Origin of the sequence: Corynebacterium afermentans subsp. lipophilum (assembly GCF_030408375.1) — a bacterium.
Classification (GTDB): domain Bacteria; phylum Actinomycetota; class Actinomycetes; order Mycobacteriales; family Mycobacteriaceae; genus Corynebacterium; species Corynebacterium lipophilum.
Genome location: NZ_CP046530.1, coordinates 1,614,636 through 1,638,913, shown reverse-complemented (window position 1 = coordinate 1,638,913; position 24,278 = coordinate 1,614,636). Strand labels below are relative to the sequence as shown.

The 24,278-nt window shown below is 67.4% G+C and carries 25 protein-coding genes, 1 tRNA gene and 1 other RNA gene; 17 read left to right on the top strand and 10 right to left on the bottom strand.

What is annotated here, in order from left to right; translation table 11 throughout:
* Nucleotides 1–166: 166 nt before the first annotated feature.
* Complete coding sequence (locus tag CAFEL_RS07830) at nucleotides 167–580, top strand: DUF3052 domain-containing protein (protein WP_194559614.1); 414 nt, start codon at nucleotides 167–169, stop codon at nucleotides 578–580.
* Between the two features lie 118 nt (nucleotides 581–698).
* On the opposite strand, the gene CAFEL_RS07825 is transcribed toward CAFEL_RS07830, so the two are convergent.
* The 5 genes from CAFEL_RS07825 to CAFEL_RS07805 all read right to left on the bottom strand — a co-directional run bounded on the left by CAFEL_RS07825 (nucleotide 699) and on the right by CAFEL_RS07805 (nucleotide 3,659).
* A tRNA-Val gene (locus CAFEL_RS07825) sits at nucleotides 699–774 on the bottom strand.
* 382 nt (nucleotides 775–1,156) lie between these two features.
* The gene (locus CAFEL_RS07820; protein WP_194559613.1) at nucleotides 1,157–1,579 is read right to left on the bottom strand and encodes a hypothetical protein; all 423 of its coding nucleotides are present in this window, start codon (nucleotides 1,577–1,579) and stop codon (nucleotides 1,157–1,159) included.
* Nucleotides 1,580–1,609: 30 nt separating this feature from the next.
* A complete protein-coding gene (locus CAFEL_RS07815; protein ID WP_290171984.1) occupies nucleotides 1,610–2,554 on the bottom strand; it encodes an SURF1 family cytochrome oxidase biogenesis protein in 945 nt (314 codons plus the stop codon).
* Nucleotides 2,555–2,560: 6 nt separating this feature from the next.
* A complete protein-coding gene (locus tag CAFEL_RS07810; protein ID WP_194559612.1) occupies nucleotides 2,561–3,037 on the bottom strand; it encodes a low molecular weight protein-tyrosine-phosphatase in 477 nt (158 codons plus the stop codon).
* Nucleotides 3,027–3,659, bottom strand: coding sequence for an HAD-IA family hydrolase (locus tag CAFEL_RS07805; RefSeq protein ID WP_194559611.1), 633 nt, complete (start codon nucleotides 3,657–3,659; stop codon nucleotides 3,027–3,029). The genes CAFEL_RS07810 and CAFEL_RS07805 overlap by 11 nt, the downstream gene beginning before the upstream one ends.
* A gap of 36 nt (nucleotides 3,660–3,695) precedes the next feature.
* Between CAFEL_RS07805 and CAFEL_RS07800 the strand changes: the two genes are divergently transcribed.
* From CAFEL_RS07800 to CAFEL_RS07780, 5 genes are all read left to right on the top strand, one after another.
* A complete protein-coding gene (locus CAFEL_RS07800; RefSeq protein ID WP_194559610.1) occupies nucleotides 3,696–4,829 on the top strand; it encodes a Nif3-like dinuclear metal center hexameric protein in 1,134 nt (377 codons plus the stop codon).
* Between the two features lie 9 nt (nucleotides 4,830–4,838).
* Nucleotides 4,839–5,519: a zinc ribbon domain-containing protein gene (locus tag CAFEL_RS07795; RefSeq protein WP_194559609.1), complete on the top strand. Its 681-nt coding sequence runs from the start codon at nucleotides 4,839–4,841 to the stop codon at nucleotides 5,517–5,519.
* 3 nt (nucleotides 5,520–5,522) lie between these two features.
* Nucleotides 5,523–6,665, top strand: a complete 1,143-nt coding sequence (locus tag CAFEL_RS07790; RefSeq protein WP_194559608.1) for a bifunctional RNase H/acid phosphatase — start codon at nucleotides 5,523–5,525, stop codon at nucleotides 6,663–6,665.
* 193 nt (nucleotides 6,666–6,858) lie between these two features.
* Nucleotides 6,859–7,251: RNase P RNA component class A (gene rnpB, locus CAFEL_RS07785), an RNA gene on the top strand.
* 26 nt (nucleotides 7,252–7,277) lie between these two features.
* Nucleotides 7,278–8,663 (top strand): RNB domain-containing ribonuclease, encoded by a 1,386-nt coding sequence (locus CAFEL_RS07780; RefSeq protein WP_194559607.1) that lies wholly within the window; start codon nucleotides 7,278–7,280, stop codon nucleotides 8,661–8,663.
* Between the two features lie 15 nt (nucleotides 8,664–8,678).
* On the opposite strand, the gene CAFEL_RS07775 is transcribed toward CAFEL_RS07780, so the two are convergent.
* Complete coding sequence (locus CAFEL_RS07775) at nucleotides 8,679–9,839, bottom strand: galactokinase family protein (protein ID WP_194559606.1); 1,161 nt, start codon at nucleotides 9,837–9,839, stop codon at nucleotides 8,679–8,681.
* A gap of 82 nt (nucleotides 9,840–9,921) precedes the next feature.
* Here CAFEL_RS07775 and CAFEL_RS07770 point away from each other — a divergent pair, with 82 nt between their 5' ends.
* Complete coding sequence (locus CAFEL_RS07770) at nucleotides 9,922–10,128, top strand: hypothetical protein (RefSeq protein ID WP_034998455.1); 207 nt, start codon at nucleotides 9,922–9,924, stop codon at nucleotides 10,126–10,128.
* 6 nt (nucleotides 10,129–10,134) lie between these two features.
* On the opposite strand, the gene CAFEL_RS07765 is transcribed toward CAFEL_RS07770, so the two are convergent.
* Entirely contained in the window at nucleotides 10,135–11,709 is a 1,575-nt protein-coding gene (locus CAFEL_RS07765; protein WP_194559605.1) for a CYTH and CHAD domain-containing protein, read from the bottom strand.
* Between the two features lie 82 nt (nucleotides 11,710–11,791).
* On the opposite strand from CAFEL_RS07765, the gene glnA reads away from it, so the two are divergent.
* The 7 genes from glnA (at nucleotide 11,792) to CAFEL_RS07730 (ending at nucleotide 19,586) form a co-directional block, all read left to right on the top strand.
* A complete protein-coding gene (glnA, locus tag CAFEL_RS07760; protein WP_194559604.1) occupies nucleotides 11,792–13,126 on the top strand; it encodes a type I glutamate--ammonia ligase in 1,335 nt (444 codons plus the stop codon).
* Nucleotides 13,123–16,137, top strand: a complete 3,015-nt coding sequence (locus tag CAFEL_RS07755; RefSeq protein ID WP_194559603.1) for a bifunctional [glutamine synthetase] adenylyltransferase/[glutamine synthetase]-adenylyl-L-tyrosine phosphorylase — start codon at nucleotides 13,123–13,125, stop codon at nucleotides 16,135–16,137. Before glnA ends, CAFEL_RS07755 begins: the two co-directional genes overlap by 4 nt.
* A 191-nt stretch (nucleotides 16,138–16,328) precedes the next feature.
* On the top strand, nucleotides 16,329–16,598 hold the full coding sequence (locus CAFEL_RS07750; RefSeq protein ID WP_228496187.1) for a hypothetical protein: 270 nt from the start codon (nucleotides 16,329–16,331) through the stop codon (nucleotides 16,596–16,598).
* An 18-nt stretch (nucleotides 16,599–16,616) separates the two neighbouring features.
* Nucleotides 16,617–16,781 carry a CopG family transcriptional regulator gene (locus tag CAFEL_RS07745; RefSeq protein ID WP_194559602.1) on the top strand — a complete coding sequence of 55 codons (165 nt, stop codon included), beginning with the start codon at nucleotides 16,617–16,619 and terminating at the stop codon, nucleotides 16,779–16,781.
* 89 nt (nucleotides 16,782–16,870) lie between these two features.
* Nucleotides 16,871–18,322, top strand: a complete 1,452-nt coding sequence (gene thrC, locus CAFEL_RS07740) for a threonine synthase (protein ID WP_194559601.1) — start codon at nucleotides 16,871–16,873, stop codon at nucleotides 18,320–18,322.
* Between the two features lie 24 nt (nucleotides 18,323–18,346).
* Nucleotides 18,347–18,499: a hypothetical protein gene (locus tag CAFEL_RS07735; protein WP_194559600.1), complete on the top strand. Its 153-nt coding sequence runs from the start codon at nucleotides 18,347–18,349 to the stop codon at nucleotides 18,497–18,499.
* Entirely contained in the window at nucleotides 18,483–19,586 is a 1,104-nt protein-coding gene (locus CAFEL_RS07730; protein ID WP_228496186.1) for a S1 family peptidase, read from the top strand. Before CAFEL_RS07735 ends, CAFEL_RS07730 begins: the two co-directional genes overlap by 17 nt.
* Here the strand turns inward: CAFEL_RS07730 and CAFEL_RS07725 are convergent.
* Nucleotides 19,567–20,289: a hypothetical protein gene (locus CAFEL_RS07725; protein WP_194559599.1), complete on the bottom strand. Its 723-nt coding sequence runs from the start codon at nucleotides 20,287–20,289 to the stop codon at nucleotides 19,567–19,569. The genes CAFEL_RS07730 and CAFEL_RS07725 overlap by 20 nt on opposite strands.
* Before the next feature lie 27 nt (nucleotides 20,290–20,316).
* Between CAFEL_RS07725 and CAFEL_RS07720 the strand changes: the two genes are divergently transcribed.
* The 3 genes from CAFEL_RS07720 (at nucleotide 20,317) to CAFEL_RS07710 (ending at nucleotide 22,515) form a co-directional block, all read left to right on the top strand.
* On the top strand, nucleotides 20,317–20,841 hold the full coding sequence (locus CAFEL_RS07720) for an NUDIX hydrolase (protein WP_194559598.1): 525 nt from the start codon (nucleotides 20,317–20,319) through the stop codon (nucleotides 20,839–20,841).
* Nucleotides 20,838–21,392 carry a glycoside hydrolase family 25 protein gene (locus tag CAFEL_RS07715; protein ID WP_194559597.1) on the top strand — a complete coding sequence of 185 codons (555 nt, stop codon included), beginning with the start codon at nucleotides 20,838–20,840 and terminating at the stop codon, nucleotides 21,390–21,392. The genes CAFEL_RS07720 and CAFEL_RS07715 overlap by 4 nt, the downstream gene beginning before the upstream one ends.
* 88 nt (nucleotides 21,393–21,480) lie before the next feature.
* A complete protein-coding gene (locus CAFEL_RS07710) occupies nucleotides 21,481–22,515 on the top strand; it encodes an HNH endonuclease signature motif containing protein (RefSeq protein ID WP_194559596.1) in 1,035 nt (344 codons plus the stop codon).
* 53 nt (nucleotides 22,516–22,568) lie between these two features.
* Here CAFEL_RS07710 and CAFEL_RS07705 read toward each other — a convergent pair whose 3' ends face one another.
* Both CAFEL_RS07705 and CAFEL_RS07700 read right to left on the bottom strand, forming a co-directional pair.
* Nucleotides 22,569–23,495, bottom strand: a complete 927-nt coding sequence (locus tag CAFEL_RS07705) for a TDT family transporter (RefSeq protein WP_194559595.1) — start codon at nucleotides 23,493–23,495, stop codon at nucleotides 22,569–22,571.
* A gap of 163 nt (nucleotides 23,496–23,658) precedes the next feature.
* Nucleotides 23,659–24,258, bottom strand: coding sequence for a VIT1/CCC1 transporter family protein (locus CAFEL_RS07700; RefSeq protein WP_228496185.1), 600 nt, complete (start codon nucleotides 24,256–24,258; stop codon nucleotides 23,659–23,661).
* Nucleotides 24,259–24,278 lie beyond the last annotated feature (20 nt).

Sequence of the window (24,278 nt, the reverse complement as noted above, 5' to 3'; positions counted from 1 at the left end):
GGCTTCAGTCGGGCAATACGCTCCCCAGAATACGTGCTCGCGCGCGTGCGGTCTTACAGTGGGTACTCTTTGGTGAGACTAATCACGGGTTTGCGAGCATTCTTCGCTTCTCGACGTTAAGCTATCGCCCAAACCACATCTTGATAAAAACGGAGGACATGGAGTTTTGAGTGCCACAGGAGTGGACACCTACGCATCCCGCCTGGGGGTAAAACCGGGTGATGTTGTGCAGGAGATCGGCTGGGACGAGGACGCGGATTCCGCCATCTCGGAGGCCATCGAGGACGCCATCGGGGCCGAGCTTCTCGACGAAGACGTGGACGAACCCTGCGACACCATCCTCCTCTGGTTCCGCGACGGGGACGGCGACCTCGTCGATGATCTTGTCGACGTCTCCCGCGGCCTCGGCCCCGGCGGTCGCATCTGGCTGATGACCCCCGGGGCTGGCTCCGCCGCCTCCGCCGGGGTGGTCCCGCCCAGCGAAATCGCCGAGTCCGCCCAGCTCGCCGGCTTCACCCAGACGAAGGCGGAACGCTTCGGTGCCTGGCAGGCCTCCTGCCTCACGCCGCGCAACCGCTAGCCGGTTTCGGGGTCTGCCGGCCGCGGGCCGCTGGTTTGGGCCAGCGCCGGCGGCGTCGCCGGGCTAGGCAGCAATGCGAATGGTCCCGTTCCGGAATGCCGGATCGGGACCATTGATTTGGTGCGCCATGACGGGCTCGAACCGCCGACCTACTGGGTGTAAACCAGTTGCTCTTCCAGCTGAGCTAACGGCGCGCGTAGCAAGCAGAGTAGCAGAGCCTGTGTGGGAAGCGAAAACTGCTGTTGGCTGGGTAACTCAACCCATCTCGGCCGAGGATGCTTACCCCAGGATGCTTACCCGGTCTAGATGCTTACCCCAGGATGCTTACCCGGTCTAGATGCTTACCCCAGGATGCTTACTTCTCGAGTGCAGTAACGGGCTCGGCCGCGGGTTCGTCGAGAAGTAAGCGTTTAGGAGTAAGCATCTAGCACGGGGCGGGGCTTTGGCGACCGCAGACCCTGGGAAGGGGCCGACAGCCCACAGACCCTGGGAGCCAGACCCTGGTATCGGTCGATTTTTGCGCGAACCCAGGGTTTGGTGCCCAGGGTTTGCGTTATTTTTGAGAGGGGAGACCGGTCAGGCGAAGGGGCGGGACTCGACGGCGGCGAGGATGGCCAGCTCGAAGCAGGGGGAGGGGCCGTCCAAGGGCACGTCGGCGACGTCCCATTCGGAAAACCTCACCCGGGCGGAGCCTGCCACGGAGCCTTTGGCGTCGGGGACGACGGCGAGGTCCCAAAGCTCGACGCCGGCGGCGGAGCAGGCGCGGGCGGCGCGGGTTTCCAGGGAGCCGGGGCGGGCGAGGGAGAACAGTGCCTCGTCGTCGGCGGACTCGGCGAGCAGCGCCACCTGGGACAACACCGCGAACGGGCGGGTGGGGAACAAGGCCGGGTGGTCGGCGACGGCGTCGTCGATGTCATCGGTTTCGATGCCGTCCGCCAAACCAACACCTGCGGTTTCCAGCGTGAACAGGGCGGAGTGGAGCTGTTCGGCATCAATCACGGTCAACCGTCCCCTTTCAGGCGGGCGAAGCTAGCGTTCTTCTTCCTTATCGTAGGCCTTGGCCCACGGGTTGGCGCGGGAGGAGCCGTAGCGCTGCCGAGACCGGGAAGCCGGCGCAGCCGGGGCCGCCGGAGCCGAGGCGGCCGAGGCAGCCTCGCCAGAAGGGTCGGGGCTACCGGCGGGGGAGTCGTCGAGAAGCAATTGCTCCTGCTCGGCCTCGAAGCGGCGCCGCTCGCGGGAGTCGGAGTAGAGGAAGTAGATCAGGCCGGCGGGGGCGGCGAGGCCGAACAGGATCCACTGCAGCCCGTAGGAGAGGTGGTTGCCCGTTTCGAGCTGCGGCAGCGGGATGGGGTCGAGCACGCCCGCTTCGCCGCCGAGGAGCTGCAAGTATGGCGAGACCACATCGGTGCCGGTCAGCGAGCCGACTTGCGCGGGGCTGATGGAGTAAACCATGTCGTAGCCCTGCTCGTGCATGGGCGGGTTGGGGTGCTCGCCTTCGTCGGCGCGCAGCAGGCCGGTGATGGTGACCTCGCCGGAAGGCGCAGGCTCCACGGCGGGTACCTGGGTGGAGTTTTCGGCTTTCACCCAGCCGCGGTGGACGACGATCGCGCGCCCGTCGTCCAGCACAAACGGGGTGAGGATCTGGAAGGCGGGTGTGCCGTCGACGGGCCGCAGGCGCAGCAGCACGTCGGAGCCGGTGTAGTGGCCGGTGGCGACCACGCGGGACCACTCGGCGTCCGCCCCCAGGGAACCGTCGGCGCCGACGCGAGACGACAACGGCTCCGGGTCGTGCTCGAAGGCGGCGGAGATGTGCTCGTTGCGCTCCACCAGCGCCTCGTTTTTGCCCAGCTGCCACGGCGCCAGGAACGTAAACGCGTAGTAGGAGAACACCCCGATCAACAGCGCCGCGATGACCCAGCCGGGGGTAAGCATCTGCCGCCACCACGGTTTCGACGTTTGATTCTTGGCGCTCACGCCGGGTCAGTCTAGTCGCTTGCGCACCCAAGCAATAATGCCGTCAGCTGCGGACTCGATCTGCTCGCGCACCACCGCAAAGCCTTCCGGCCCGCCGTAGTAGGGATCGGCCACGCCGGCGCCTTCCTCAGCAGCGGGGTCGAACGAACGGATGAGGCGCACCTTGTCCTCGTCCACGCCACGCGCGACGAGTTCGGAGACGTGGTTCGTGTCCAGCGCGACGATGAGGTCCGCCTGTTCCTGCTCGAACCCGAACTGTTGCGCGCGGTGCGCCTCGCCGTCGTAGCCGTGGGCTGCCAGCTCGCGTCGCGCCCGCTCGTCCGCCTTCTGTCCGACGTGCCAGCCGCCGATGCCTGACGACGTCACCGTGACCGCGTCCGCAAGCCCCTCCTGCGCCAATTTCTCCCGCACAATCACCTCCGCCATTGGGGAGCGGCAGATGTTGCCGGTGCACACAAAGTCGATATGCAATTTAGAACTCACGGATGATCCTTTCTAGCTCGTCGGCGTCGCGCGCCACCCAGTCGGCCAATTCCCACTCTTGGTCAGCGCCGTAGCCCCAGGTCATGGCCACGCTCGGGATGCCAAACTCGTTCGCTCCCTCGAAGTCGTGCAGCCGATCGCCGACCATCAGCGGGCGCTCGGGCGCAACATTGTCCAGCACGTGCCGGATCACGTCGACCTTCTTCGCGCGTACCCCGTCGTTGGACGCCGCGCCAAGGAAGTCGATGTGCTCCAACAGCCCCGCGCGCTCAAGGGCGGCGCGGGCGAAGCGTTCGCTTTTCGACGTCGCCGTGCACACGCGGTAGCCCTCCCCAGCCAGCCGCTGCACCAGCGCATCCATGCCGGGGTAAACCTCGAAGCGCTGCCACCCCTCGTTGGACATGTAGTCCGAGTAAGCGCGCATGGCCTGATCTACCTGCGCGGCAGTCATGCCGAGCGAGCGCATCGTCTCGGGCATCGGCGGGCCGGGGATGCGGCGGATGAAGTCCTCATCGGGCGCGTCCCACCCCACGGCCTCCAGCCCGACGAGAAAGCCGTGCCTGATGCCGGGGAAGGAATCGATCAGCGTGCCGTCGACGTCGAAAAGCAAAGTGGCGTTCACACCTGCCCACTGTTCCAAATTTGTAGGCTGGCTGCCATGACAGACGTAACAGTGCAGACAGTTGTTGACGCGCTCGAGGCGGCCTACCCGCCTGCGCTGGCGGAAAGCTGGGACCAGGTGGGGCTGATCTGCGGCGACCCGGACGCGAAGGTGACCAAGGTGGCCTTCGCGCTCGACTGCACCCAGGAGGTGGCCGAGCGCGCCGTCGCCGCAGGTGCCCAGCTGCTGGTCGTGCACCACCCGCTGCTGCTTCGCGGCGTGCACTCGGTGGCGGCGAACACGCCGAAGGGCAAGGTCATCCACACTCTGCTGGCCGGCGGTTGCGCGCTGTTCGCCGCGCACACCAACGCCGATTCGGCCCGCCCGGGTGTCTCGGACAAGCTGGCGGAGCTCGTCGGCATCACGCCCGGCCGCCCGATCAAACCCGTCACCCTGGACGCCACCGATCGCTGGGGCGTGCACGTCCCGCCGGCAGCCGCCGCGGACCTGAAACGCGCCTTGTTCGAAGCAGGCGCCGGCGCAATCGGGGATTACCGCGAGTGCGCCTTCTCCTTCGAGGGCACCGGCGAATTCACCCCCGTCGAGGGCGCGAACCCCACCGACGGGGCCGTGGGGGCGCACTACACAGCGGACGAGATCCGCGTCGAGTTTGTAGCGAGGGCGGCGGACCGCCGGAGGATCGTCGAGAAGCTGCGCGAGGTGCACCCCTACGAACAACCCGCGTTCGATGTGGTGCAGATGGCCGACACCCGCGACCTTGAAACAGCGACCGGCCTGGGGCGCATCGGCGAGCTGGAGGAGCCGATGACGCTGCGCGAGTTCACCCAGCAGGTGGCAAACGCGCTGCCGGAAACCGCGTGGGGCGTGCGCGCCGCGGGCGACCCGGAGCAGATGGTGCGACGCGTCGCGGTGTCCTCGGGCTCTGGCGACAGCTTCCTGTCGGATGTGGCGAAGCTCGGCGTGGATGTCTACGTCACCTCCGACCTGCGCCACCACCCGGTGGACGAGCACCTGCGCGCCGGCGGGCCGGCCGTGATCGACACTGCCCACTGGGCCAGCGAGTTTCCCTGGACCGAGCAGGCGGAGAGTATCGTGGCTCCGTTGAGCGTGGACACCGAGATCCTGCACATCCGCACGGACCCGTGGACCATCTCCGCGCACCCCGAGTAAGGAGAAACGATGCACCTTTCCAAAGACCTGCAGCCCGTCCTCCTGCAGCTCGCGCAGGCAGACGCCGCGTCTTCCCAGCCGCGCGTGCGCCCCGAGGAGCAGGAGCTGAAAAAGCTTATCGACGAGCGCAAGCGCCTGACCGACGCCTCCGCCGCTGCCCAACTCGCAGTCGACGACATGGAGCTGGAAATCCTGCGCATCCAGGAAGACGAGCGGAAGCTGAAGAAGCGCGAGCTGGACGACAAGCGCCAGCTGTCCGCCGAGACCGACCCGGAGCGCCGCAAGGACCTCGAGCACGACCGCTACGCCGCGAAGTCCCGCATCGCGGACCTTTTGTCCGAGCTGAAGGAGGCGCACAACGAGATCGCTGCGCTGCGCAACAACCGCGATGTGCACGCCGCCCGCGTCGACGAGGCCAACCGCAAGGTCGAGGCCGCCCAGCGCACCGTCGACGCGCTGCCGGAGGAAGATGACGTGGACGTGGATGCGCTACGCGCGAAGCTGCCCGCCGACGTGTTGAGCGGATACGACGACATCGGCGCCGCCAAGTTCAACGGCCGCGCCTGCGGCGGTTGTTTCATCCAGCTGCCGCCGGCCGAGCGCGCCGAGGTGCTCGGCGAGCCGGAAGACGAACTGCCCACCTGCCCGAACTGCGGCACGCTGCTGGTGCGGGTTTCTCCGGCGGAGTAGCCGATGCAGGTATCGATGTACTGCGACGGCGGCTCCCGCGGTAACCCGGGTGTTGCCGGATCTGGCTCCGTGGTCTACGACGCTTCCGGGGAGACCTTGGGCGAGATCGCCTACGTCGTGGGCAAAAAGTCCACCAACAACGTCGCCGAGTACTACGGCCTGGTGCGCGGCCTGGAGGCGTGCCGCGAGGTCGGGGCCACACACGTGGACGTGTTCATGGACTCCAAGCTGGTTGTCGAGCAGATGACCGGCCGATGGAAAATCAAACACCCCGACATGCAGAAACTGGCGCGCGAGGCGCGCGACCTCGCGTCGTCGTTTGAAAAGGTCACCTACACCTGGGTACCGCGCGCCAAGAACAAAAAGGCCGACGAGCTGTCGAATGTTGCCATGGACGCGGCCGCCCGCGGCGACGCCCCCGGCATCGTCAAAGGCACCGGCGTGTGGGTGGGGGAGAAGGCCGGGGAACCGGAGGACGTCGATAAATCCTCGCACCAGACCGCCAGCCCCGCGCACTGGGCCGGCTCCGACGCCCCGCGCACCCGGTTCATCCTGTTGCGCCACGGGCAGACCCAGCACTCCGCCGAGCAGCGCTTCTCCGGCACGTCCGATCCGGAGCTGACCGACACCGGCCGCGACCAGGCGCGCCGGTCCGCCGATGCGCTGCGCAAATTCGGGCACATCGACGCCCTCGTCGCCTCGCCTCAGGCCCGCGCGCAGGGCACCGCCCGCATCGCCGCCGGCGCGCTGGGGCTCGACGTGGTGGTGGACGAGGGGCTGCGCGAGCTCGACTTCGGCGACTTCGAGGGACTCACCCGCGAGGAAGCCGTGGCGCGCGACGCGGAGGCGTTTGAGACGTGGCAGTCCTCGCCGAACAACGCGCCCCCGTCTGGCGAGTCCCTGACCGCGCTGCACCGGCGGGTGTCGCGGACGCGGGAGAAGCTGCAGGAGCGCTACGAGGGGCAAACAGTGCTGGTGGTCACGCACATGACGCCGGTGAAGTCGTTCCTGCGCCAGGCCCTCGGCGCCGGGCCTGTGCTGTTCAAGCACGTGTTTTTGGACCTGGCGAGCATCAGCGTCGTGGACTACTACGGCGACTTCGGCGTGGTGCGCTGCGTCAACGACGTCGCACACCACCGCGGGTAGGTTCCGGCGCTAGATGCTTACCCCAGGATGCTTACCGGGGGAGGATGCTTAACCCAGGAAGCTTACTTCTCGAGTGGCCGCGAGAAATGCTCGGCAACCCTCTCGAGGAATAAGCATCCTGGGGTAAGCATCCTCGAACGATGCCCGGCAGTTCCGTTCCGACCGGCGAAAAGCGTATGCTGTACCTCGCGAATGAGTCGGCCGGGCGGCCGCGGCGCCGCGAACCACCCCAACCTTGGGGCAGGCGCGGGTCGAGGAAAGTCCGGACTCCACAGGGCACGGTGGTTGCTAACAGCAACCCGGAGCGATCCGCGGGAAAGTGCAACAGAAAGTAGACCGCCTCGGCAACGAGGTCAGGGTGAAAGGGTGCGGTAAGAGCGCACCGGCATCTGCGGTGACGTAGGTGGCCAGGTAAACCCCACCGGGAGCAAGGCAAGAGCCCCCGCCGCAAGGCGGAGGTCGTCGGATGTAGGCTGCCCGCCCAGTCCGAAGGTAGCTGCTTGAGGCCCCCAGCGATGGGTGGTCCAGATGGATGGTCGCCGCCTCGCAAGGGGAACAGAATCCGGCTCATAGGCCGACTCATTCGCCCTTTTCGTGGCACGATGGCTGCTTATGAAGCTCTACGCCGCGCCTTTAAACTTCCGCTCGATTGCGCGCGAATTCGACGTGCGCACAACCTTCGCGCCGGAGCTCCACACGGAAGCCTCGCAGCTTCAGGACCGCTTTTCGCAGTCGCGTATCGACGCCCGCTCCGTGCCCCTCGTCACCATCGATCCCGCCGGCTCAAAAGACCTGGACCAGGCGGTGCACATCGAGGCCCGCTCTGGCGGCGGCTACGTGGTGCGCTACGCCATCGCGGATGTGGCGGCGTTCGTGGACCCGGATTCTGCGGTAGCGGACGAATCGCTGGAGCGCGGCCAGACCATCTACCTGCCCGACGAGCCCGCACGCCTGCACCCGGAGGAGCTTTCGGAAGGCTCCGCCTCGCTGCTTCCCGACGTGGACCGCCCCGCAGTGCTCTGGACATTCGAGCTGGATGAGCGCGGCGAGGTCGACTCGGCGCACGTGGAGCGCGCGCTGGTGCGCTCCGTGGCGCGGCTGGACTACGAGGGCGTGCACAAAGACATGCAGTCAGGGTCAGTGCACCCGTCGATTGCGCTGCTGGAGGAAGTGGGGCAGCTGCGGCAGCAGTCCTCGTTGCGCAGGCACGCGATCAACCTGCGCCTGCCCTCGGTGCGCGTGGTCGGCGACGGCGACACGTTCGAGCTGGTCATCGAGCCGCGCCACCCGGTCATGGACTACAACTCGGAAATCTCGCTGCTCACCGGCATGGTGGCGGGCCGGATGATGGTCGACGCCGGGGTGGGCTTCTTGCGCACGTTGGGCCCGGCGGATGAGGAGGGGGAGGCGGAGTTTCGTCGAGAAGCACGCAACCTGGGCTACGAAGTAGCCGGCGACATCGGCGAGTTCCTCGCCGGCGTGGACGCCGACACCCCGCGCGGCATGGCGGTGATGCGCGAGGCGCAGAAACTCCTGCGCGGATCCGGCTACGTGGACCTATCCGAAAAGCAGGCCGAGGTGCACGCCGGTATCGGCGGGTTCTACTCGCACGTCACCGCACCCTTGCGGCGGCTGATCGACCGCTACGCTACCGAAGTCTGCCTCGCCATCTGCGCAGGCGAGGACGTGCCGGAGTGGGTCGAGCGCGACGCCCCGCGCGTGATCAAGACGATGGGCCGGTCCTCGCAGCTCGCCAACACCGTGGAGAAGGCCTGCCTGCACTTAACGGAGGCGACGGTGCTCGAGCCGTGGGTGGGCCACAACTTCGACGGCGTGACCTTAAAGAGCGGGGAGGACGCCGCGCGCGTGTTCATCGTGGACCCGCCGGTGCTCGCGCCGTCCGCAGGCGCGCCGGAGGAAGGTGCGGAGACGAAGTTCTCCCTCGTGCGGGCGGACCCTGGCGCCCGCGAGGTCGGCTTCGCCTGGCCCGCGGACTAGGCCGAACGGCGGCACCTACCCCTCGAGGCGGGCGGGTTCGCCGGCGGCTACCTCCACCACCTCGAACTCACGCGCCATCGCGGCCGCGAACGAGTCCGCCTCCTGCACCGGCACGAACGCGATCACCGCATCGGAAGTGCCGATGGCGGCAGGCCGGGCGGCGACGGCGCCGCGCTTGCGGGCCAGGGCGACCAGGGCGTCGGGGGAGGCCAGGTCGTGGGACTCGGAAGGCGAGTTGAGCAGAGTGAACAGCTCGTTGGCGCGGCGCGAACGCAGGGCCTTCGCTGCGGCAAGCGAGCGCAACGTCTCCGATTCGCAGAACGTTACCCAGCGCCGCGCGGCCTCGGGCTCCGGCGCGTTCGTGTCGCCGGCGGCGCGGCGTGCCTCGACCCATTGGACGGCGCGGCCGGAGGCGTCGGGAAGCTGGCGCAGCGAGGAGACGCCGAAGTTGGAGCAGGCGGCGTCGATGAACGCGCGGCGCTCAGCGATCGCCTCGCGGGACTGCGTAAACGGCGTGCCCAGCTCTTGGGACACGGAAAACACTCGCACGCCGTGGCGCGAGGGGTGCGGCGCCTGGGTCAGCGAGCCGTCGGCGTAATCCACCACCGACACGCCCTCGGCCCCACGCAGGGCCACCGAGTGGCGGGCGCGCAGCACCGGCAGCGACGAGTAGGTGGCCACGGCGTGCGAGCAGATCTCCGCCAGCCGGGCCCGAAACGGGGCGGTGTCCACGTCGTCGTGCTCGCCGGCCAGGGCCAGCGCGATCGCGGCGTCCGCGGCGTAGAGCGCGCCGAGGCCCGCGCCGACCGGCACGTCCGACTCCACGGTGATGTCCATCCCGGACGTGTCGCGGGAGAGGACCTGGCGCTGCACGAGTGTGTGCACCAGCCCCCACCAGCGGCGGGCAAGCCCGTCGGCAGGTTCGTCGCTGTAAGGCAACTGCTCCGAGAACTCCTGGCCGAGCGGGCCGCGGGCCGCAATGGAGATCACGCCGTCCGTGCGCGGGGACACCGCCGCCGCGGCGCGCAGCGACGACGTTCCCGCCAGCGTCACGCCGCCGAAGTGGTCGACGTTTTCGCCGATGAGCACCCACGTGCCGGGCGCGGATGCGACACGCCCGGACGCTGCGCGGACGCGCTCCACAGGCGACTTCGAGGGGGTTTCAAACAATGCCATGTCACGCTCCTTTTAACCGCACCCACACTACCAACCGCCCCGGTACAGTCGGACGGGTAAACAACACCCGAAAGGAACGAAAATGGCAGACGAGCAGTACTACTACAACCCGTCCACCGGCGAGGTCACCCAGGGCAAGGAGGCCGCCTGGGACAACCGCATGGGCCCGTACGCCACCCGCGAGGAGGCGGAGTCCGCGCTGCAGATTGCCGCGCAGCGCAACAAGAGCGCCGACAACCAGGACGAGGCGGACGACAACTGGGGCGAGGCCCCGTCCTGGGAGAAGTAAACCCGCTTACGGCTTGATCTTCTTAAACGCCTTGCGCACCTCGCGCACGGCCTTGTCGTAGCCGCTTAAGGCCTGCTCGCCGCGGTCGAGTTCGCGCTGGTAGAGCATGCCGTAGGCGAAGGTGTCCTCGCCGCGCTCGCGGGCCTCTTCGGCCAGGCGCTGGATGCGGTCGCGCGAGGTCACGGCGTCCTGGAAGTCGCCCAGCTTGGACTGCAGCGCCTTGCAGGCCTTGGCCAAACGCCGCGCCTTCAAACCCGCGTCGGCCGCGGCGTTGGCGGAGTAGCGCAGCTTCTTCGCGGCCTTGCGCACGTCGTGGACGTAGTCTTCGCGCTCGTGCAGCGGCAGGTCGGTGTCGTGGTAGTGCTCGTCGACCTTGTCGTGGCGCTTCTTCAGCTTCTTGTAGCCGCGCTTGAGGTGGTCGTAGAGGACCTCCTTCGACTCCGCCGGGGCCTCCTCAGAAGCCTCCTGCTTTGCGACGGGCGGTTGCGCCAACAACCCATCAATCTCGTCCAGCAGCTCCATGAAGCGCTCTGAGTCGAGCATGGCCACGATCTCGGCGTGGGCCTCGTTGTAGTCGCGGCGCATGTCGCCGGCGATGTGCGCGCGGGCGGCGTCGTCCACGAGCCCGGACTCGTCAGAATCCAACAGCTCCAGGAAGCGCTCTTCCACCACCTCGGCGTCGCGGGCCACGCCCAAAACCCCGGCGGCGTGCTTCAGCTCGTCTTCAAGCGCGGTGAGCTGCTCGCCCTCCAAGATGCCCTCGAAGGTCTCCAGCAGGGAGCGCATCTCGCGGGTGGCCACACGCAGCTGGTGCACCGAGTCGAACTCGTCGGCGCGCACGCGCGGTTCCCAGGCGACGATGGCGTCGCGCTGCTTGCGCAGGGAATCCACCACAGCCGCCGCCGGGGAGTCCTCCTCGAGCTCAGCCTGCATGTGCGGCGGCAGGGGAGCGGTTTTGACGGAATCGCCCAACGCGGTGGCCAGCTTCGACGGCGAGGACGACTTGCGCGCGCCCGCCGAGATCAAAAAGCTGGTGCCCTGGTTGATCAGCGTGTTGCCCTCGTCGGTGCCGGCCAGCGCGTCAGCAAGCTCGAGCTCCCACTCGCGCCAGTTGGTGCGCTCGCCGCCGGGCAGCAGCGACCAGGCGGTGACGTGGTCGTCGCAAAACTCCGCGACCTGCCCCTCGTCGCCTGCCAGGGCGATCTCCACGCGGCGGTTATCCACCTGCGCCACCGGAATCAGCTCCTCGGTGCGCACGATCGAGCGGACCTGGGCCAAAAGTTCCTCGGGCACGGCCGAAGGGTCGTCGAGAGGCATGCGCACCTCGTTGCGGCCGCCCTCCTTCGGCAACTTCAGGTGCCAGCCGTCATCCGCACCGCCGGTGCGGCGGCGCAGCGTGATCTTGGAACGCGTCAGGCGCAGATCCTTCGTGTCGTAGTACACGGCGGAGAGGTTGTGCTCGCGCATGCTCGCGATCTCCTCCACGCCGGGCAGTTGCGTCAGGTCCGGCATGCCGGTGCCCTCGTCCACGGCGAGTTTGATCTCCACCTCGAGGAACTGCTCGGGTGCTTGTGCAGCCATGATCGTTGTCCTCCTTCAATGGTTAGTCACCCCCAAGCTTAGCCTGCTTTCCGACGCCCAAAGGCCGCTACAGTTGAGGAGCATGAGCGCCCAAACCGACAACGTGCTGCGAATGGTGGAGCAGCAGGACATCGCCTTTATCCGCCTCTGGTTCACCGACATCTTCGGCTCGCTGAAAACCGTGATGATGTCGCCGGCGGAGCTGGAAAGCGCCTTCGAGGAGGGCGTGGGCTTCGACGGCTCCTCCATCGAGGGGTTTTCCCGCGTCTCCGAGTCGGACACCCTGCTGCGGCCCGACCCGTCGACGTACCAGCCGCTGCCGTTCGACGAAGAGGCGGGCCTGCAAACCGCGCGCATGTTCTGCGACATCACCATGCCCGACGGCGACCCGCTTTACGCCGACCCGCGCCAGGTGCTGCGCCGCCAGATCACCAACGCCCGCGACATGGGCTTCGAGTTCGTGGCCAGCCCGGAGATCGAGTTCTACGTGGTCAAACCCGGCCAGGGCGACCAGCCGCCCACCCCAGCGGACAAGGGCGGCTACTTCGACCAGGCCAAACGCAACGAGGCGCCGAAGCTGCGCCGCATGGCGGTCTCCGCGCTGGAGTACATGGGCATTGTCACCGAGTTCTCCCACCACGAGGGCTCGCCGGGCCAGCAGGAGATCGACCTGCGCCACACCGACGCGCTGACCATGGCCGACAACATCGTCACCTTCCGCTACATCGTGAAAACGGTCGCGGAAATGAACGGCGTGCACGCCACGTTCATGCCCAAGCCGTTCAAGGACCTCGAGGGCTCGGCGATGCACACCCACTTCTCCCTGTTCGAGGGCGACACCAACGCCTTCCACGACCCGGACGACGAAATCAGCTTGTCCAAAACCGGCCGCCAGTTCATCGCCGGCATCATCGAGCACGCGGGCGAGATCTCCGCGGTGACCAACCAGTGGGTCAATTCCTACAAGCGCCTGCAGTTCGGCTCCGAGGCGCCCACCGCCGCCACCTGGGGCATCTCCAACCGCTCCGCCATGGTGCGCGTGCCCACCTACCGCCTGCACAAGGCGGATTCGCGCCGGGCGGAGGTGCGCTCGCTGGACTCGGCCTGCAACCCCTACCTGGCGTTTTCAGCGATCCTTGCCGCAGGCCTGAAGGGCATCGAGGAGGGCTACGAGCTGGACGAGCCCGCCCGCGACGACGTCTTCGCCCTGACCCGCCGCGAGCGCCGCGCGATGGGCTACCGCGACCTGCCCAACTCACTTGACCAGGCGCTGCGCCAGATGGAGCGCTCCGAGTTCATGGCCGAGGTCCTAGGCGAGCAGGTCTTCGAGTTCTTCCTGCGCGCCAAGTGGGCCGAGTGGCACGACTACACCGCCCAGATCACCCCCTGGGAGATCGATACGGGGATTGACCTGTGATTTCACCCGCCAAGCTCGGACTGACCAGCCCGCGCGCCGCCGAGGACATCGAGGAGCTTTCGCTTATCGACGAAGCTTCGCTCTACACCCTCGCCGGCGCAAGCGACCCGGACCTGGCGCTCAACAACGCCCACCGGCTCTTCGACGCCTTAGGCGACGGCTGGGCGGAGCTGCTCGCCGCACTGCGCGACTTTCCCGTATTCCGCACCCGGTTCTTCGCCCTGCTGGGCGGTTCCACCGCGCTGTCAGACCACCTGATCGCGCACCCGCAGCAGTGGCGGCTGCTGCTCGAGGACCTGCCGGATGAGGCTGAGCTCTACCGCACCATGCTCGCCGCCGTGGGGGTCGACGCTGACGGCCCGGGGCTGTACACGGCGGGGGAGGGTGACGTTGACGTCGCTAAGCAAAAGCTCCGCGCCACCCACCGCGACCTTGTAATGCGCATCGCCGCCGCCGACCTCGCCGGCACGTTCGCTGCGGTGAAGGGCTACGGCGAAGGCGAATCCATGAGCTACAGCTACACCACCGAGCGGCTCACCTGGCTCGCGGACGCGGCACTGACAGCAGCGCTCGCGGTGGCGGTGCGCGACGTCTACGGCGACGAGGAACCGGACGCGCAGCTCGCCGTGATCGCCATGGGCAAGTGCGGCGCCGGCGAGTTGAACTACATCTCCGACGTGGACGTGGTGTTCGTGGCCGAGCCCGCCTCGCCGAAGATTACGCGCGTGGCCGCGGAGATGATGCGCATCGGCTCCGCGTGCTTCTTCGACGTGGACGCGAACCTGCGGCCGGAAGGCGCCTCGGGCGCGTTGGTGCGCACCTTGGAATCGCACCAGGCGTACTACCGGAAATGGGCCGAGACCTGGGAGTTCCAGGCGCTTCTGAAGGCGCGTCCGCAGACCGGGACGATGGAGTTGGGGCGGGCGTACTCCGAGGCGATCGCGCCGCTGGTGTGGGAGGCTTCCCAGCGCGACTCCTTCGTCGAGGACGTTCAAGCCATGCGCCGGCGCGTGTTGGAAAACGTGCCGGCCGAGGTGCGACGCCGCGAGCTCAAACTCGGCCCCGGCGGGCTTCGCGACGTCGAGTTCGCTGTGCAGCTTCTGCAACTCGTGCACGGGCGCATCGACGACACCCTTCGCGCCCGCAACACTTTGGAGGCACTCGCTGCCCTGGCTAAGGCCGGCTACGTGGGGCGCGAAGACGCGCGGGTGCTCACCGAGGCCTACGAGTTTTTGCGCCTGTTGGAGCACCGGCTGCAGCTGCAGCGCTTCAAGCGCACCCACCAGCTGCCCGAGCCGGACGACGAGAAGCGCAACCGCTGGCTCGCCCGCGCCGCCGGGTTCACTGCGAACCACCGCGGCACCGCCCCGGACGCGATGTACCGCGAGCTCAAACGCGTGCGCCGCGACGTCTCCGACCTGCACGAGCGGCTGTTCTACCGCCCGCTGCTCGGCGCGGTGGCCGACATGTCCGTCGGCGAGGCCACCCTCTCCGCCGACGCGGTGAAAGCACAGCTGGCCGCGCTTGGCTACCGCCACCCGGCGCGCGCCTTCGACCACCTCTCCGCGCTGGTCAAGGGCACCTCGCGCAAGGCCAAGCTGCAGGCGATCCTGCTGCCGAGCCTGATGCACTGGCTCGCGGACACCGCCGACCCCGGCCAGGGCTTGCTGAACTACCGCAAGCTTTCCGACGCCGCCGTCGACCGCAGCTGGTTTCTCCGCATGCTGCGCGACGAGGGCGTGGCGTCGCAACGCCTCATGCACATCCTGGGCACCTCGCCGTACGCCTCCGACCTGATCATCTCCGCGCCCGACGTGGTCAAACTCCTCGGCGACGGCTCCAACGGTCCCCGGCTGCTCGACGCCGCCCCAGACCAAGTGCATAAAGCCATCATCGCCTCCGCCAAGCGCCACCAGGCGGACCCCGACAAAGCCGTCGCCGTGGCGCGCTCCCTGCGCCGCGCGGAGCTCGCCCGCATCGCGAGCGCCGACCTGCTCGGCCTGATGGAGCCGCGCCAGGTCTGCCTCGAACTGACCTACGTGTGGGAGGCCGTCCTCGAGGCGGCGCTTCGCGCCGAGGTGCACGCGGATCTCGCATCCTCGCCTCACGACGAGCCGCCGGCCCGCATCGCCGTCATCGGCATGGGCCGCCTCGGCGGCGCCGAACTCGGCTATGGCTCGGACGCCGACGTGATGATCGTCGCCGAGCCGAGCGAGGAAGCCGACGAAGCCAGCGCCATCGCCTGGGCGGCGAAGATCGTCGACCAGATGCGCGCGCGGCTGTCCAAACCCTCCGGCGACCCACCGCTCGAGGTGGATCTGGGACTGCGCCCCGAGGGCCGCTCCGGCCCGGTGGTGCGCACCATCGCCAGCTACGAGCGCTACTACCGCCAGTGGGGCGAAGTCTGGGAACGCCAGGCGCTGCTGCGCGCCGCAGTCGTCGCCGGCGACCGCGGCGTGGGGGATGCGTTCCTGGAGGCCATCGACGCCTTCCGCTACCCGGTCGGCGGCGCCAAGCCCGCGGACATCCGGGAAATCCGCCGCATCAAAGCCCGCGTCGACAACGAGCGCCTGCCCCGCGGCGCCGACCGCGCCACCCACACCAAGCTCGGCCGCGGCGCGCTCGCGGACGTGGAGTGGACCGTGCAGCTTTTGACCATGCAGCACGCCGACACCCACGAGGAACTGCGCACCCCCTCGACCCTGGACGCGCTGGATTTCCTCGCCGAGCTCGACGACCCGTCCGTCATCCGCGGCTCGGATGCCGAGGTGCTGCGCACCGCGTGGCTGACGGCCACCCGCGCCCGCAACGCCATCGTGCTGGTCGCCGGCAAACGCACCGATCAGCTGCCCGCGCCGGGCCCGCAGCTCGCGCAGGTGGCGGGCTCCGCCGGCTACGACCCCGACGACCAGCAGGAGTTCCTGGAGGACTACCTGCGCATCACCCGCCACGCCCACCAGGTGGTGGAGGAGGCGTTCTGGGGTGAGGTGCCGTCGCTCGAGTTCGACTAGGGCAGGGGAGGGCGGCCCGGCCCGTTGCGCGGATCCAGCTATCAGGAGCCAGCTAAACGCCCCCAGGGGGGCGAAAAACGAGGTGCGACTAGCTGGATCCGCGGATGGGGGCGCGGAAAGGCCGGGCGCGGGCGCTGGCAAAGAGGGGACGGGGAGGCGGAGTGGCGTCGATAGGCAATATGCTCGAGCCCATGGCAGTGAACATGACCATCGACCTGAACAACGCCACCTTCGCGGACCTTGTCGCGCTGGTGGACGCCGCGCGCGTGGCCGGCGTTGACCCGAAGACCGCCCTGGAGCTCGACGCCGAGACGCTGAGCATCACCGTCGAACCGACTACCCGCACGCCCGCGCGCGAGCACGCGCCCGAGAAGGAGCGCACCGTGCCGCCGCTCGGCGACGCCGCGATTCGCTCGGTGGTGGATATTTTGACCGGTCGACAGGAACCGCCCCGCCGGTAGGGGCTTCCGGATATACACATGAGCAGATCAGGTAGCCCGACCTCTGATTACGCGCGCGAAGCACTAAGCGCGGAGCTGGAGTATGTCGACGAACTTGAAGCGGAAGCCGATGCGATTCGGCGTGGCGAGCTTCCAACTATCTCCCTCGAGGAGCTAGAAAACGAGCTCGGATTGGCGGATTGAGTTCTCGCTCGGAGAGGAGGCCAGCCGGGAATGTAAGTAAATCCCCGGAACAGGCCGGGCAGAGGCGCCCATGCCGTAGACTTCGCGGGGTGGACTACATCTCAACTCGCGACGCATCGGCGCAGTCGCGCTCCTTCACAGACATCCTGCTCACAGGCTTAAGCCCCGACGGCGGCTTGTTCATGCCGGCGGTGTACCCGTCCATCACCCCGGAACTTTTGGGCGAGTGGCGCGAGCTTTTGCTTGACGACGGCTACGCAGCCCTCGCCGCCGAAGTACTGAAGCTCTACGTCGACGACATCCCCGAGGCGGACCTCGAGGCGATCGCGCGCCGGGCGTACCGCACGCCCGTCTTCGCCGACGAAGAGATCGTGCCGGTGACCCGCCTGAATGACACGCTGCACATCGGCCACCTGTCCGAGGGTCCGACCGCCGCGTTCAAGGACATGGCGATGCAGCTGCTCGGCGAGCTGTTCGAGTACGAGCTGGCCCGCCGCGGCGAGGAGCTCAACATCTTGGGCGCGACCTCGGGCGACACTGGGTCGTCGGCCGAGTACGCGATGCGCGGGCGCGATGGCATCCGGGTGTTCATGCTCACCCCGGCCGGGCGCATGACCCCGTTCCAGCAGGCGCAGATGTTCGGACTGGACGATCCGAACATCTTCAACATCGCGCTTGCCGGCGTGTTCGACGACTGTCAGGACGTGGTCAAGGCCGTCAGCGCGGACGCGGCGTTCAAGTCGAAGTACTCCATCGGCGCGGTGAACTCCATCAACTTCGCGCGCCTGCTCGCGCAGGTGGTGTACTACATCGCCACCTACCTGAAAGTCACCGAGACGAACGACGAGCGCGTCTCGTTCTGCGTGCCCACGGGCAACTTCGGCAACGTGTGCGCGGGGCACATTGCGAAGCAGATGGGACTGCCCATCGACCGCCTCATCGTGGCCACCAACGAAAACGACGTGCTGCACGACTTCTTCGTCAACGGCGAGTACCGCCCCCGCTCCGCCGCGGAGACCCACGCGACGTCCTCGCCGTCCATGGACATCTCCAAGGCGTCCAACTTTGAGCGGATGCTTTTCGACGCCACGTTGCGCGACTCCGATCTCACCTCCGAGCTGTTCGCTAACAGGGTGAAAAACGGAGGCTTCGCTGCCTCCGACCTGGGTAGGGCAGAGGTGATGGAGCGCATTCGCGGCGAGTTCGGCTTCGCCTCCGGCACCTCCACTCACGCCGACCGCGTTGCCACCATCAAGCGCATGAGCGACGAGTTCGGCGTGCTGGTGGACCCTCACACCGCCGACGGCGTGTACGTGGCCGAGCAGCTCGCGGGCGAGGTGGACACCCCGATCGTGGTGCTGGAGACCGCGCTGCCGGTGAAGTTCGCCGACACTATTACCGAGGCGATCGGTGAGGCTCCCGAGGTGCCGGAGCGGTTCGCGGGCATCATGGACGCCGAGCGCCACGTGACCGACCTGCCCAACGACGCCGAGGCCGTCAAGGCGTTTATCGCCGAGGCCATCGAGGGCACTAACGTCTAGGGCGACAGAAAGGAGCGCGCGAAAATGGCACAGGAGCAGTTCGCAGGCCCGGAGCACTACACCGACTTCGACCCGGAGAAGTTCATCCGGGACATGAAGATCATGGCCGAAGAAAAGGACCAAGCAAAGGACGGCGAGTCCGGCGACGAGGGCTCGGCGGTTGACGCCTCCGAGTAACCAGCCACACCGGCCCAGCTCGGCCAAGCGCTACCAGCCCGAGCAAGGGCAGCAGTGGCGCTTCCCAGACATGCCGGGTGAGCCTGCGCAAAAAACCCAGCAGCAGTACCCGCAGCACCCGCTGAAGTTCCCCGAAATGCCGCAGCCGGCCTCCACGGCCCGCGCGCGCCGCAGCGGGCTGCAAACGGGCGGATGGATCACCGTCATCGTCGCCACCTCGATGATTGTGGGCATCGTGGTGTGGCTGGGCCTGAATGCATCCAGGGTGCCCACCGGCACCGTGGAGGAGCGCGAGGCACTGTCCGAGGTGCAAACGCCTGGCGACGCCTCACCCGCGCCGGACAGCGAAAACAACGTGCTCGTGCCCGCGTTCGCCCCATGGGCGCCGGGCACGAAGATCCAGACCACGGACCACCGCCCGGCGCCCGGCGAGCACTTCACGGCGCAGTCGTGCACCGCGGCGTTCTCGTTCACCGGCAAGGACGGGCGCGCCTACGCGGTGACCGCCGGGCACTGCGGCCGCGAGGGCGACCTGGTGTGGCCCACCAACGCGTCCACGGCCATCGACTACGCCTCCGAGGTCGGCCACTTCATCTTCTCCGGGCTGTACTCGCAGCACACCCCGGCCACGGAGGGCACCGACGTGGGGATCATCGAGATCACAGACCCCGACCGGTTCATGGACGTGGTCGGTGCGCCGATTCCGACTGGGATCGGGGAGGGCCTTGGGCCCGTCGATAGGCTATGCAAAACGGGGGCGACCACCGGCTACACCTGCGGCACCTTCGAGGCCACCGAGCGGGTGCAGATAGTCAACCTCGACCCCGGCGTGGAGGACGAAACGTTCGGCGACATCGCCGCCGTATGCGCCGCCTCCGGCGATTCGGGCGGGCCCGTGTTCGCGGACGTGGGCGGCCGCGCCACCGTCATCGGCGTCGTCTCCGGCACCGAAGCCGGCCGTGCGGGCGAGGAGTGCTACGAGGACATGGAGGATCCGCACCTGATGAGCTACTCCAACGTCAAGCAGGTCATGGCCGTGATCCGGCACGCCGTGCCGGACGCGGAGTTTATTCCTCAGCGTTGGTGAGCAGCGGCCAACGCTTGAGTTGCTCGCCGGTTTCCTTGTCGTTGTCCACCACCACGACTTCGTCGTCGGTGTAGCCGTTGAACGTCACGCGGTCGATCTCGTCGGGGCGCTCTACGTCCAGCCAGCGCTCGGACATCGCGTCGGCGTCGTCTACATCAAGCCAGTTCAGGGTGATCAAGCGGAAGTGGTCGTGCGAGGCGTAGTCGATAAATGACACGGAATCGGCGCCCTCAGCCACGCCGAAATCGATGAACTGGGCGATGGTCTCCGGAGGCAGCGTCGAGAAGCAAAAGCCCCAGAAGTTAAAGCGCATACCGCTTTTCGACGTCAACGTCACCGTATCCAAACAATTCTGCTCCAGCAGACGCGACAGGTGGCCCGCGATCTCGGTGGTGTCGTCCAGGGCTCCGACCACGACGTCGCCGCGCATCATCGCGCCCGTGTTCGTCTCGCCCACGCGCACGTTCTCGATCAGGTGGGGGCGGATGCTCGCCGCGACGTTGCCCGGATCCGCCGGCGCCGGGTTGAACGGGCGCTCCGGTTGCGGCAGCTCCGCGTCCGCTGGGGTGCTCGCCGTGGTGCGGCTCGCCGCCATCACCACCCCGAAAATCACCAGGATGACCAGCGCGCCGTACACCGCGACGAACAGGGGAGCGGGGACGCGTCTGACCCAGGGCTGCGTGTCGGAAACGGCGGTGCTCATAACTCTGGGGATTGTACACTTGCCACCATGCCTATCCCGGAGTTCATCGTGGAAACCCGCAAGAAGATCGGCACCGACCTGATGTGGGTGCCGGCCGTGTGCGCCGTCGTGCTTCGCGACGCCACCGTTGCCTCCCCGTGGGCCGTCCCCGAAGTGCTGCTTGTGCGCCGCGCCGACAACGGCGAGTGGACCCCCGTGACCGGCATCGCGGACCCGGGCGAAGAACCGCACGTCGCGGCTGTGCGCGAGGTGCTGGAGGAAACCGGCGTGCGCGTGACCGCCGCCGCGATTTTGGGCGTCGGCGCGCACGGCCCGGTCACTCACGCGAACGGGGACAAGGCCAGCTACATGACGGTGCAGCTGCGCTGCGAACCGCTCGACCCCACCGTGGACCCTGTTGTCGGCGACGACGAAAACACCGAGGCCGGCTGGTTCCCCATCTCCCAGATGCCGGTGCGCGACCCGAAATGGCGTCTGGCCATCGCCGACGCCGCCTCGCAGCGCCGCCACCCAGGCAGCTTCGCGCCGCGCATGGGACTGACCAAGCGGTGAGGCTGGGGCTCGACGTCTCCGAGCACCAGGCCGGGCTGGACGTTTCCGGCTTCGACTTCGTCATCGCCCGCACCACCGACGGCACGTACCAGGACGCCGCGTTTTCGTCGTTCGCCCCGCATGCGACGGCGGCGTACCACTACCTGCGCGCCCCGTCCGAAGGCACGTCCGTCGCCTCGCAAGTTGCCGCCTCGCTCGAGGTTTTAGGGGATTGCCGCCTGCCTATGTGGCTCGACGTCGAGTCCCCCGCGGGGCTTTCGCTTCTCGACGTCCACTCCGCCCACCACGCCTTCACCTCCGCAGGCGTCGAGGTGGCGGGGATCTACACGTCCGCCTGGTACTGGCGCCGGCACATGCTGTTTGCTTCCGTGTCCGAGTTCGGCTCGCTGTGGCTCGCCCAGTGGGGCACCAACCCGGCCGTGGACGTTTCTGCATTGCCGGAGCTGGGGGATTGGCCGCGCCCCCTCGGCTTCCCAGAGCCCACGGTGTGGCAGTTCACCTCCCGCGGGCGCGTCGACGGGGTGGACGTCGATTTAAATTTGTCGCGCTGACCTGCGCATTGTGAATTTCACAGGTTGAGTTATCCACAATTCGCCGCGGGTCTAGTTTTGGGGGTTGCGCTGCCCTAGCTTTCGGGCCATGAACTTCACCGACTTTGTTTCCGCAGGCGTCTCGACGCTCGCCGACTTCGACCGCGATGTAGCTATGGCCGCCGGCCTGTCCACCGGGCGGGTGCGCGATTTGGCGCGGGTGCACCACACCTACTTTGGTCCGACCCAGTTCACCCGCAAACAACGCGACGCACTCGAGGCTGCTCATGGTCTGCCGGTCGACCAACTCGTGCACATCGAGAAAAAGCTCTTACACGTCGAAGGAGCCGCCGAACGCTGGCGCATCCGCCTCGACCTGGTGCGCCACCGCGGCTCGTATAGGGCACTGACCAAGCGCATCAAACGGTTGATCAAACAACCCGTCAAACCAGCCCCACCCTCGTGTAAGTTCTCCCGCTCGAAGGCGGGCATGCGCACCATGATCCTGACCTATAACGAGCGCGACCTGGCCGATCTTGAGCACCTGATGCGCAAACTCATCGACGCCGACGACCCAGCCGCCCAAATGGCCCACACCCTCATCGGGATCCTCCGCAACGGCAAAGGCATACCGAAGGCGAACTTCCGGCCGATCATCCTAGTGCCGATCGCCGACTGGGCCCGCATCCAATCCGGCCACGCAGACGAAGTCACGCTTATCTGCACCGACGGCACCACCATGACCGGTGCCGAATACATGGAGCACGAATTCGGCGACATACTCGAAGTCGCCGCGTTCCACCCACAAGAAGGACCCGTCAACCTCTACCACACAAAGCGCTGCGCCAACCCCAAACAAAAAACCATGTCGAAACTACTCTGCCCGGCCTGTGCGTTTCCCGACTGCAAACACTCCGCCGAAACCACACAAACGCACCACATCAACGCGTGGCGCTACGGGGGAATGACCAACATGGACAACCTCGCCGAGCTGTGCCCCTTCCACAACGGGGTCAACGCCGACAACAAAAACGGCCCGTTCGGCTACATCGACAACCCCAACGCCCGCATCCACTGGGTCGCACCCAACGGCACACGAGTCCCCATGACCACCCCAGGCGCGATGGAGCTGCTCTTCGACTAAACCGCACCCCAGACACCCCGCCCCACGCGGCGGGACATACCGGCATGCCGTTTTTAGCGCCGCCCCTCAAGCACCCAGCTGATGAAACGACCGGAGCACAGCGACCAGTGCACGATGAGCAAGAACGGGAGAGTCAGCGCCACCACGTCGAGCCAGTGCGAACCGTTGACAAGCGCCACCTGGTGTCCGCCCATGCTCACCGTGCCGGGCGGGAAGGTGCACGCCCACCAGGCAGGTGTGTACTCCACCCAGCGCGCGACATTGGGGTAGAAGTTCCACATCGCCCAAATACCCAGCGGGATGGCCAGCACGAGCGCGACGTAGCCGTAGTAGATCGAGACCTTGCCCGGGTAGAGAATCTGCATCGCGGTGGTGGATTGCCCGATCACGCCCAGGGGCACCCAAGCTGTCGCCGAGAGCGGCCCCGAAAGGTCCACCTTGCCGTGCCACGCCGCCCAGTACACGCGGGCGAACGTCGGCACCGCGGTGAACAGGGACATGAGGAAGAACACGGTGCCGAGCACGTGGTAGAACTGCCCGTAGTCGCGGGCGAGCCAGCCGGCCACCGACGCGGAAATCATCGGGCCGACCAACGGCAGGCCCCAGGTGAACTTCGGCGCGCCTTCGAAGCGGCTGAGTTGGATGGCCCAGGTGATGGTGGTGACGGGGGCGCCGATCCAGAAGCCGATGAGGCGGTAGACGCCCTCGTCGGTAAGCCCGGAAAGCGCCGCGCCGAGTGCGAGGATGCCGATGAAGAACATCGACCATTCCGCCATGGTGGTGCGCTCGAAGCTGGGGTGGCGGTAGCGCGCGAACCCGAACACGAGCACAACGAGAATGAAGCATGCGATCGCGGCGAAGACGGCGGCGAAGAACTGGTGGTCCATCTCCACGAGCAGTCGCGACACGATTGAGGTGCCCATGAGGCTGCCGCCCCATGCGGGGCCGGGCGGGGGCAGTTGGCGGAACTTGTCAGTCACTCAGCGCATGGTAATCCCTTTTTGGCAAAGGTGCTTGCGCGGCTCACCAGGCGGGCCCCGTTGTACCGAAACAACCCCCGGACGCACAAAACCCGACCTGCGGTTTTGCACCGATGAGGCCGGGAGCTGGTTGGGCAGGTCACTGTTGGACCGCGGTGTGTTTCTAACCCACGTTCGCCCCGAACAGCGAGCCGATGGCGAATGTGGCCGCCAGTGCCATGGTGCCGCCGACCACGATGCGGGTAACCGAGCGTGCGACCGGGGCCTCGCCGAGTTTCGCGGACAGCGCGCCCGTCAACGCGAGTGCCACCAGGGTCAGCACGAAGATCGCGGCGATGCGCCACGATGCGGGGGCGAGCAGCGCCGTCGCAAAGGGCAGTGCGGCACCGAGCAGGAACGACAGGAACGACGCGATGGCTGCGGACCACGGGTTGACCTGCATCTCCTCAGCGAGCCCGATGGCCCGCTCGGAGTCGCGCTGTGAAGAGACCGAGACGTACTCGCCCAGCGCCATCGACACCGCGCCGCCGATCACCGCGGCCAGGCCGGACATCGCGATCGTGGTCGCATCGGACGTCGCACCCGCCACGCCGACGACAACGGCGGCGGTGGAGACGATGCCGTCGTTCGCGCCCAACACAGCGGCGCGCAGGCGGTTCAGCCGCTCGCCGGTGCCGGGCTCATGCCTATCGACGCCCCGTTCCGCCGTCCCCGGACAATCCCCGGGGCAGTCGGGGTGAGGACGGTTCATCAGATCAGTCATGATCCAATCATCACCCCGCC

Excerpts from the sequence above, each read along its gene's own strand:
- CAFEL_RS07800 (WP_194559610.1), top strand. The coding sequence starts at position 3,696 with ATGACAGACGTAACAGTGCAGACAGTTGTTGACGCGCTCGAGGCGGCC.
- CAFEL_RS07795 (WP_194559609.1), top strand. The coding sequence starts at position 4,839 with ATGCACCTTTCCAAAGACCTGCAGCCCGTCCTCCTGCAGCTCGCGCAG.
- CAFEL_RS07790 (WP_194559608.1), top strand. The coding sequence starts at position 5,523 with ATGCAGGTATCGATGTACTGCGACGGCGGCTCCCGCGGTAACCCGGGT.
- CAFEL_RS07780 (WP_194559607.1), top strand. The coding sequence starts at position 7,278 with ATGAAGCTCTACGCCGCGCCTTTAAACTTCCGCTCGATTGCGCGCGAA.
- CAFEL_RS07775 (WP_194559606.1), bottom strand. The coding sequence starts at position 9,839 with ATGGCATTGTTTGAAACCCCCTCGAAGTCGCCTGTGGAGCGCGTCCGC.
- CAFEL_RS07770 (WP_034998455.1), top strand. The coding sequence starts at position 9,922 with ATGGCAGACGAGCAGTACTACTACAACCCGTCCACCGGCGAGGTCACC.
- CAFEL_RS07765 (WP_194559605.1), bottom strand. The coding sequence starts at position 11,709 with ATGGCTGCACAAGCACCCGAGCAGTTCCTCGAGGTGGAGATCAAACTC.
- glnA (WP_194559604.1), top strand. The coding sequence starts at position 11,792 with ATGAGCGCCCAAACCGACAACGTGCTGCGAATGGTGGAGCAGCAGGAC.
- CAFEL_RS07750 (WP_228496187.1), top strand. The coding sequence starts at position 16,329 with ATGGCAGTGAACATGACCATCGACCTGAACAACGCCACCTTCGCGGAC.
- CAFEL_RS07745 (WP_194559602.1), top strand. The coding sequence starts at position 16,617 with ATGAGCAGATCAGGTAGCCCGACCTCTGATTACGCGCGCGAAGCACTA.
- CAFEL_RS07735 (WP_194559600.1), top strand. The coding sequence starts at position 18,347 with ATGGCACAGGAGCAGTTCGCAGGCCCGGAGCACTACACCGACTTCGAC.
- CAFEL_RS07725 (WP_194559599.1), bottom strand. The coding sequence starts at position 20,289 with ATGAGCACCGCCGTTTCCGACACGCAGCCCTGGGTCAGACGCGTCCCC.
- CAFEL_RS07720 (WP_194559598.1), top strand. The coding sequence starts at position 20,317 with ATGCCTATCCCGGAGTTCATCGTGGAAACCCGCAAGAAGATCGGCACC.
- CAFEL_RS07710 (WP_194559596.1), top strand. The coding sequence starts at position 21,481 with ATGAACTTCACCGACTTTGTTTCCGCAGGCGTCTCGACGCTCGCCGAC.
- CAFEL_RS07700 (WP_228496185.1), bottom strand. The coding sequence starts at position 24,258 with ATGACTGATCTGATGAACCGTCCTCACCCCGACTGCCCCGGGGATTGT.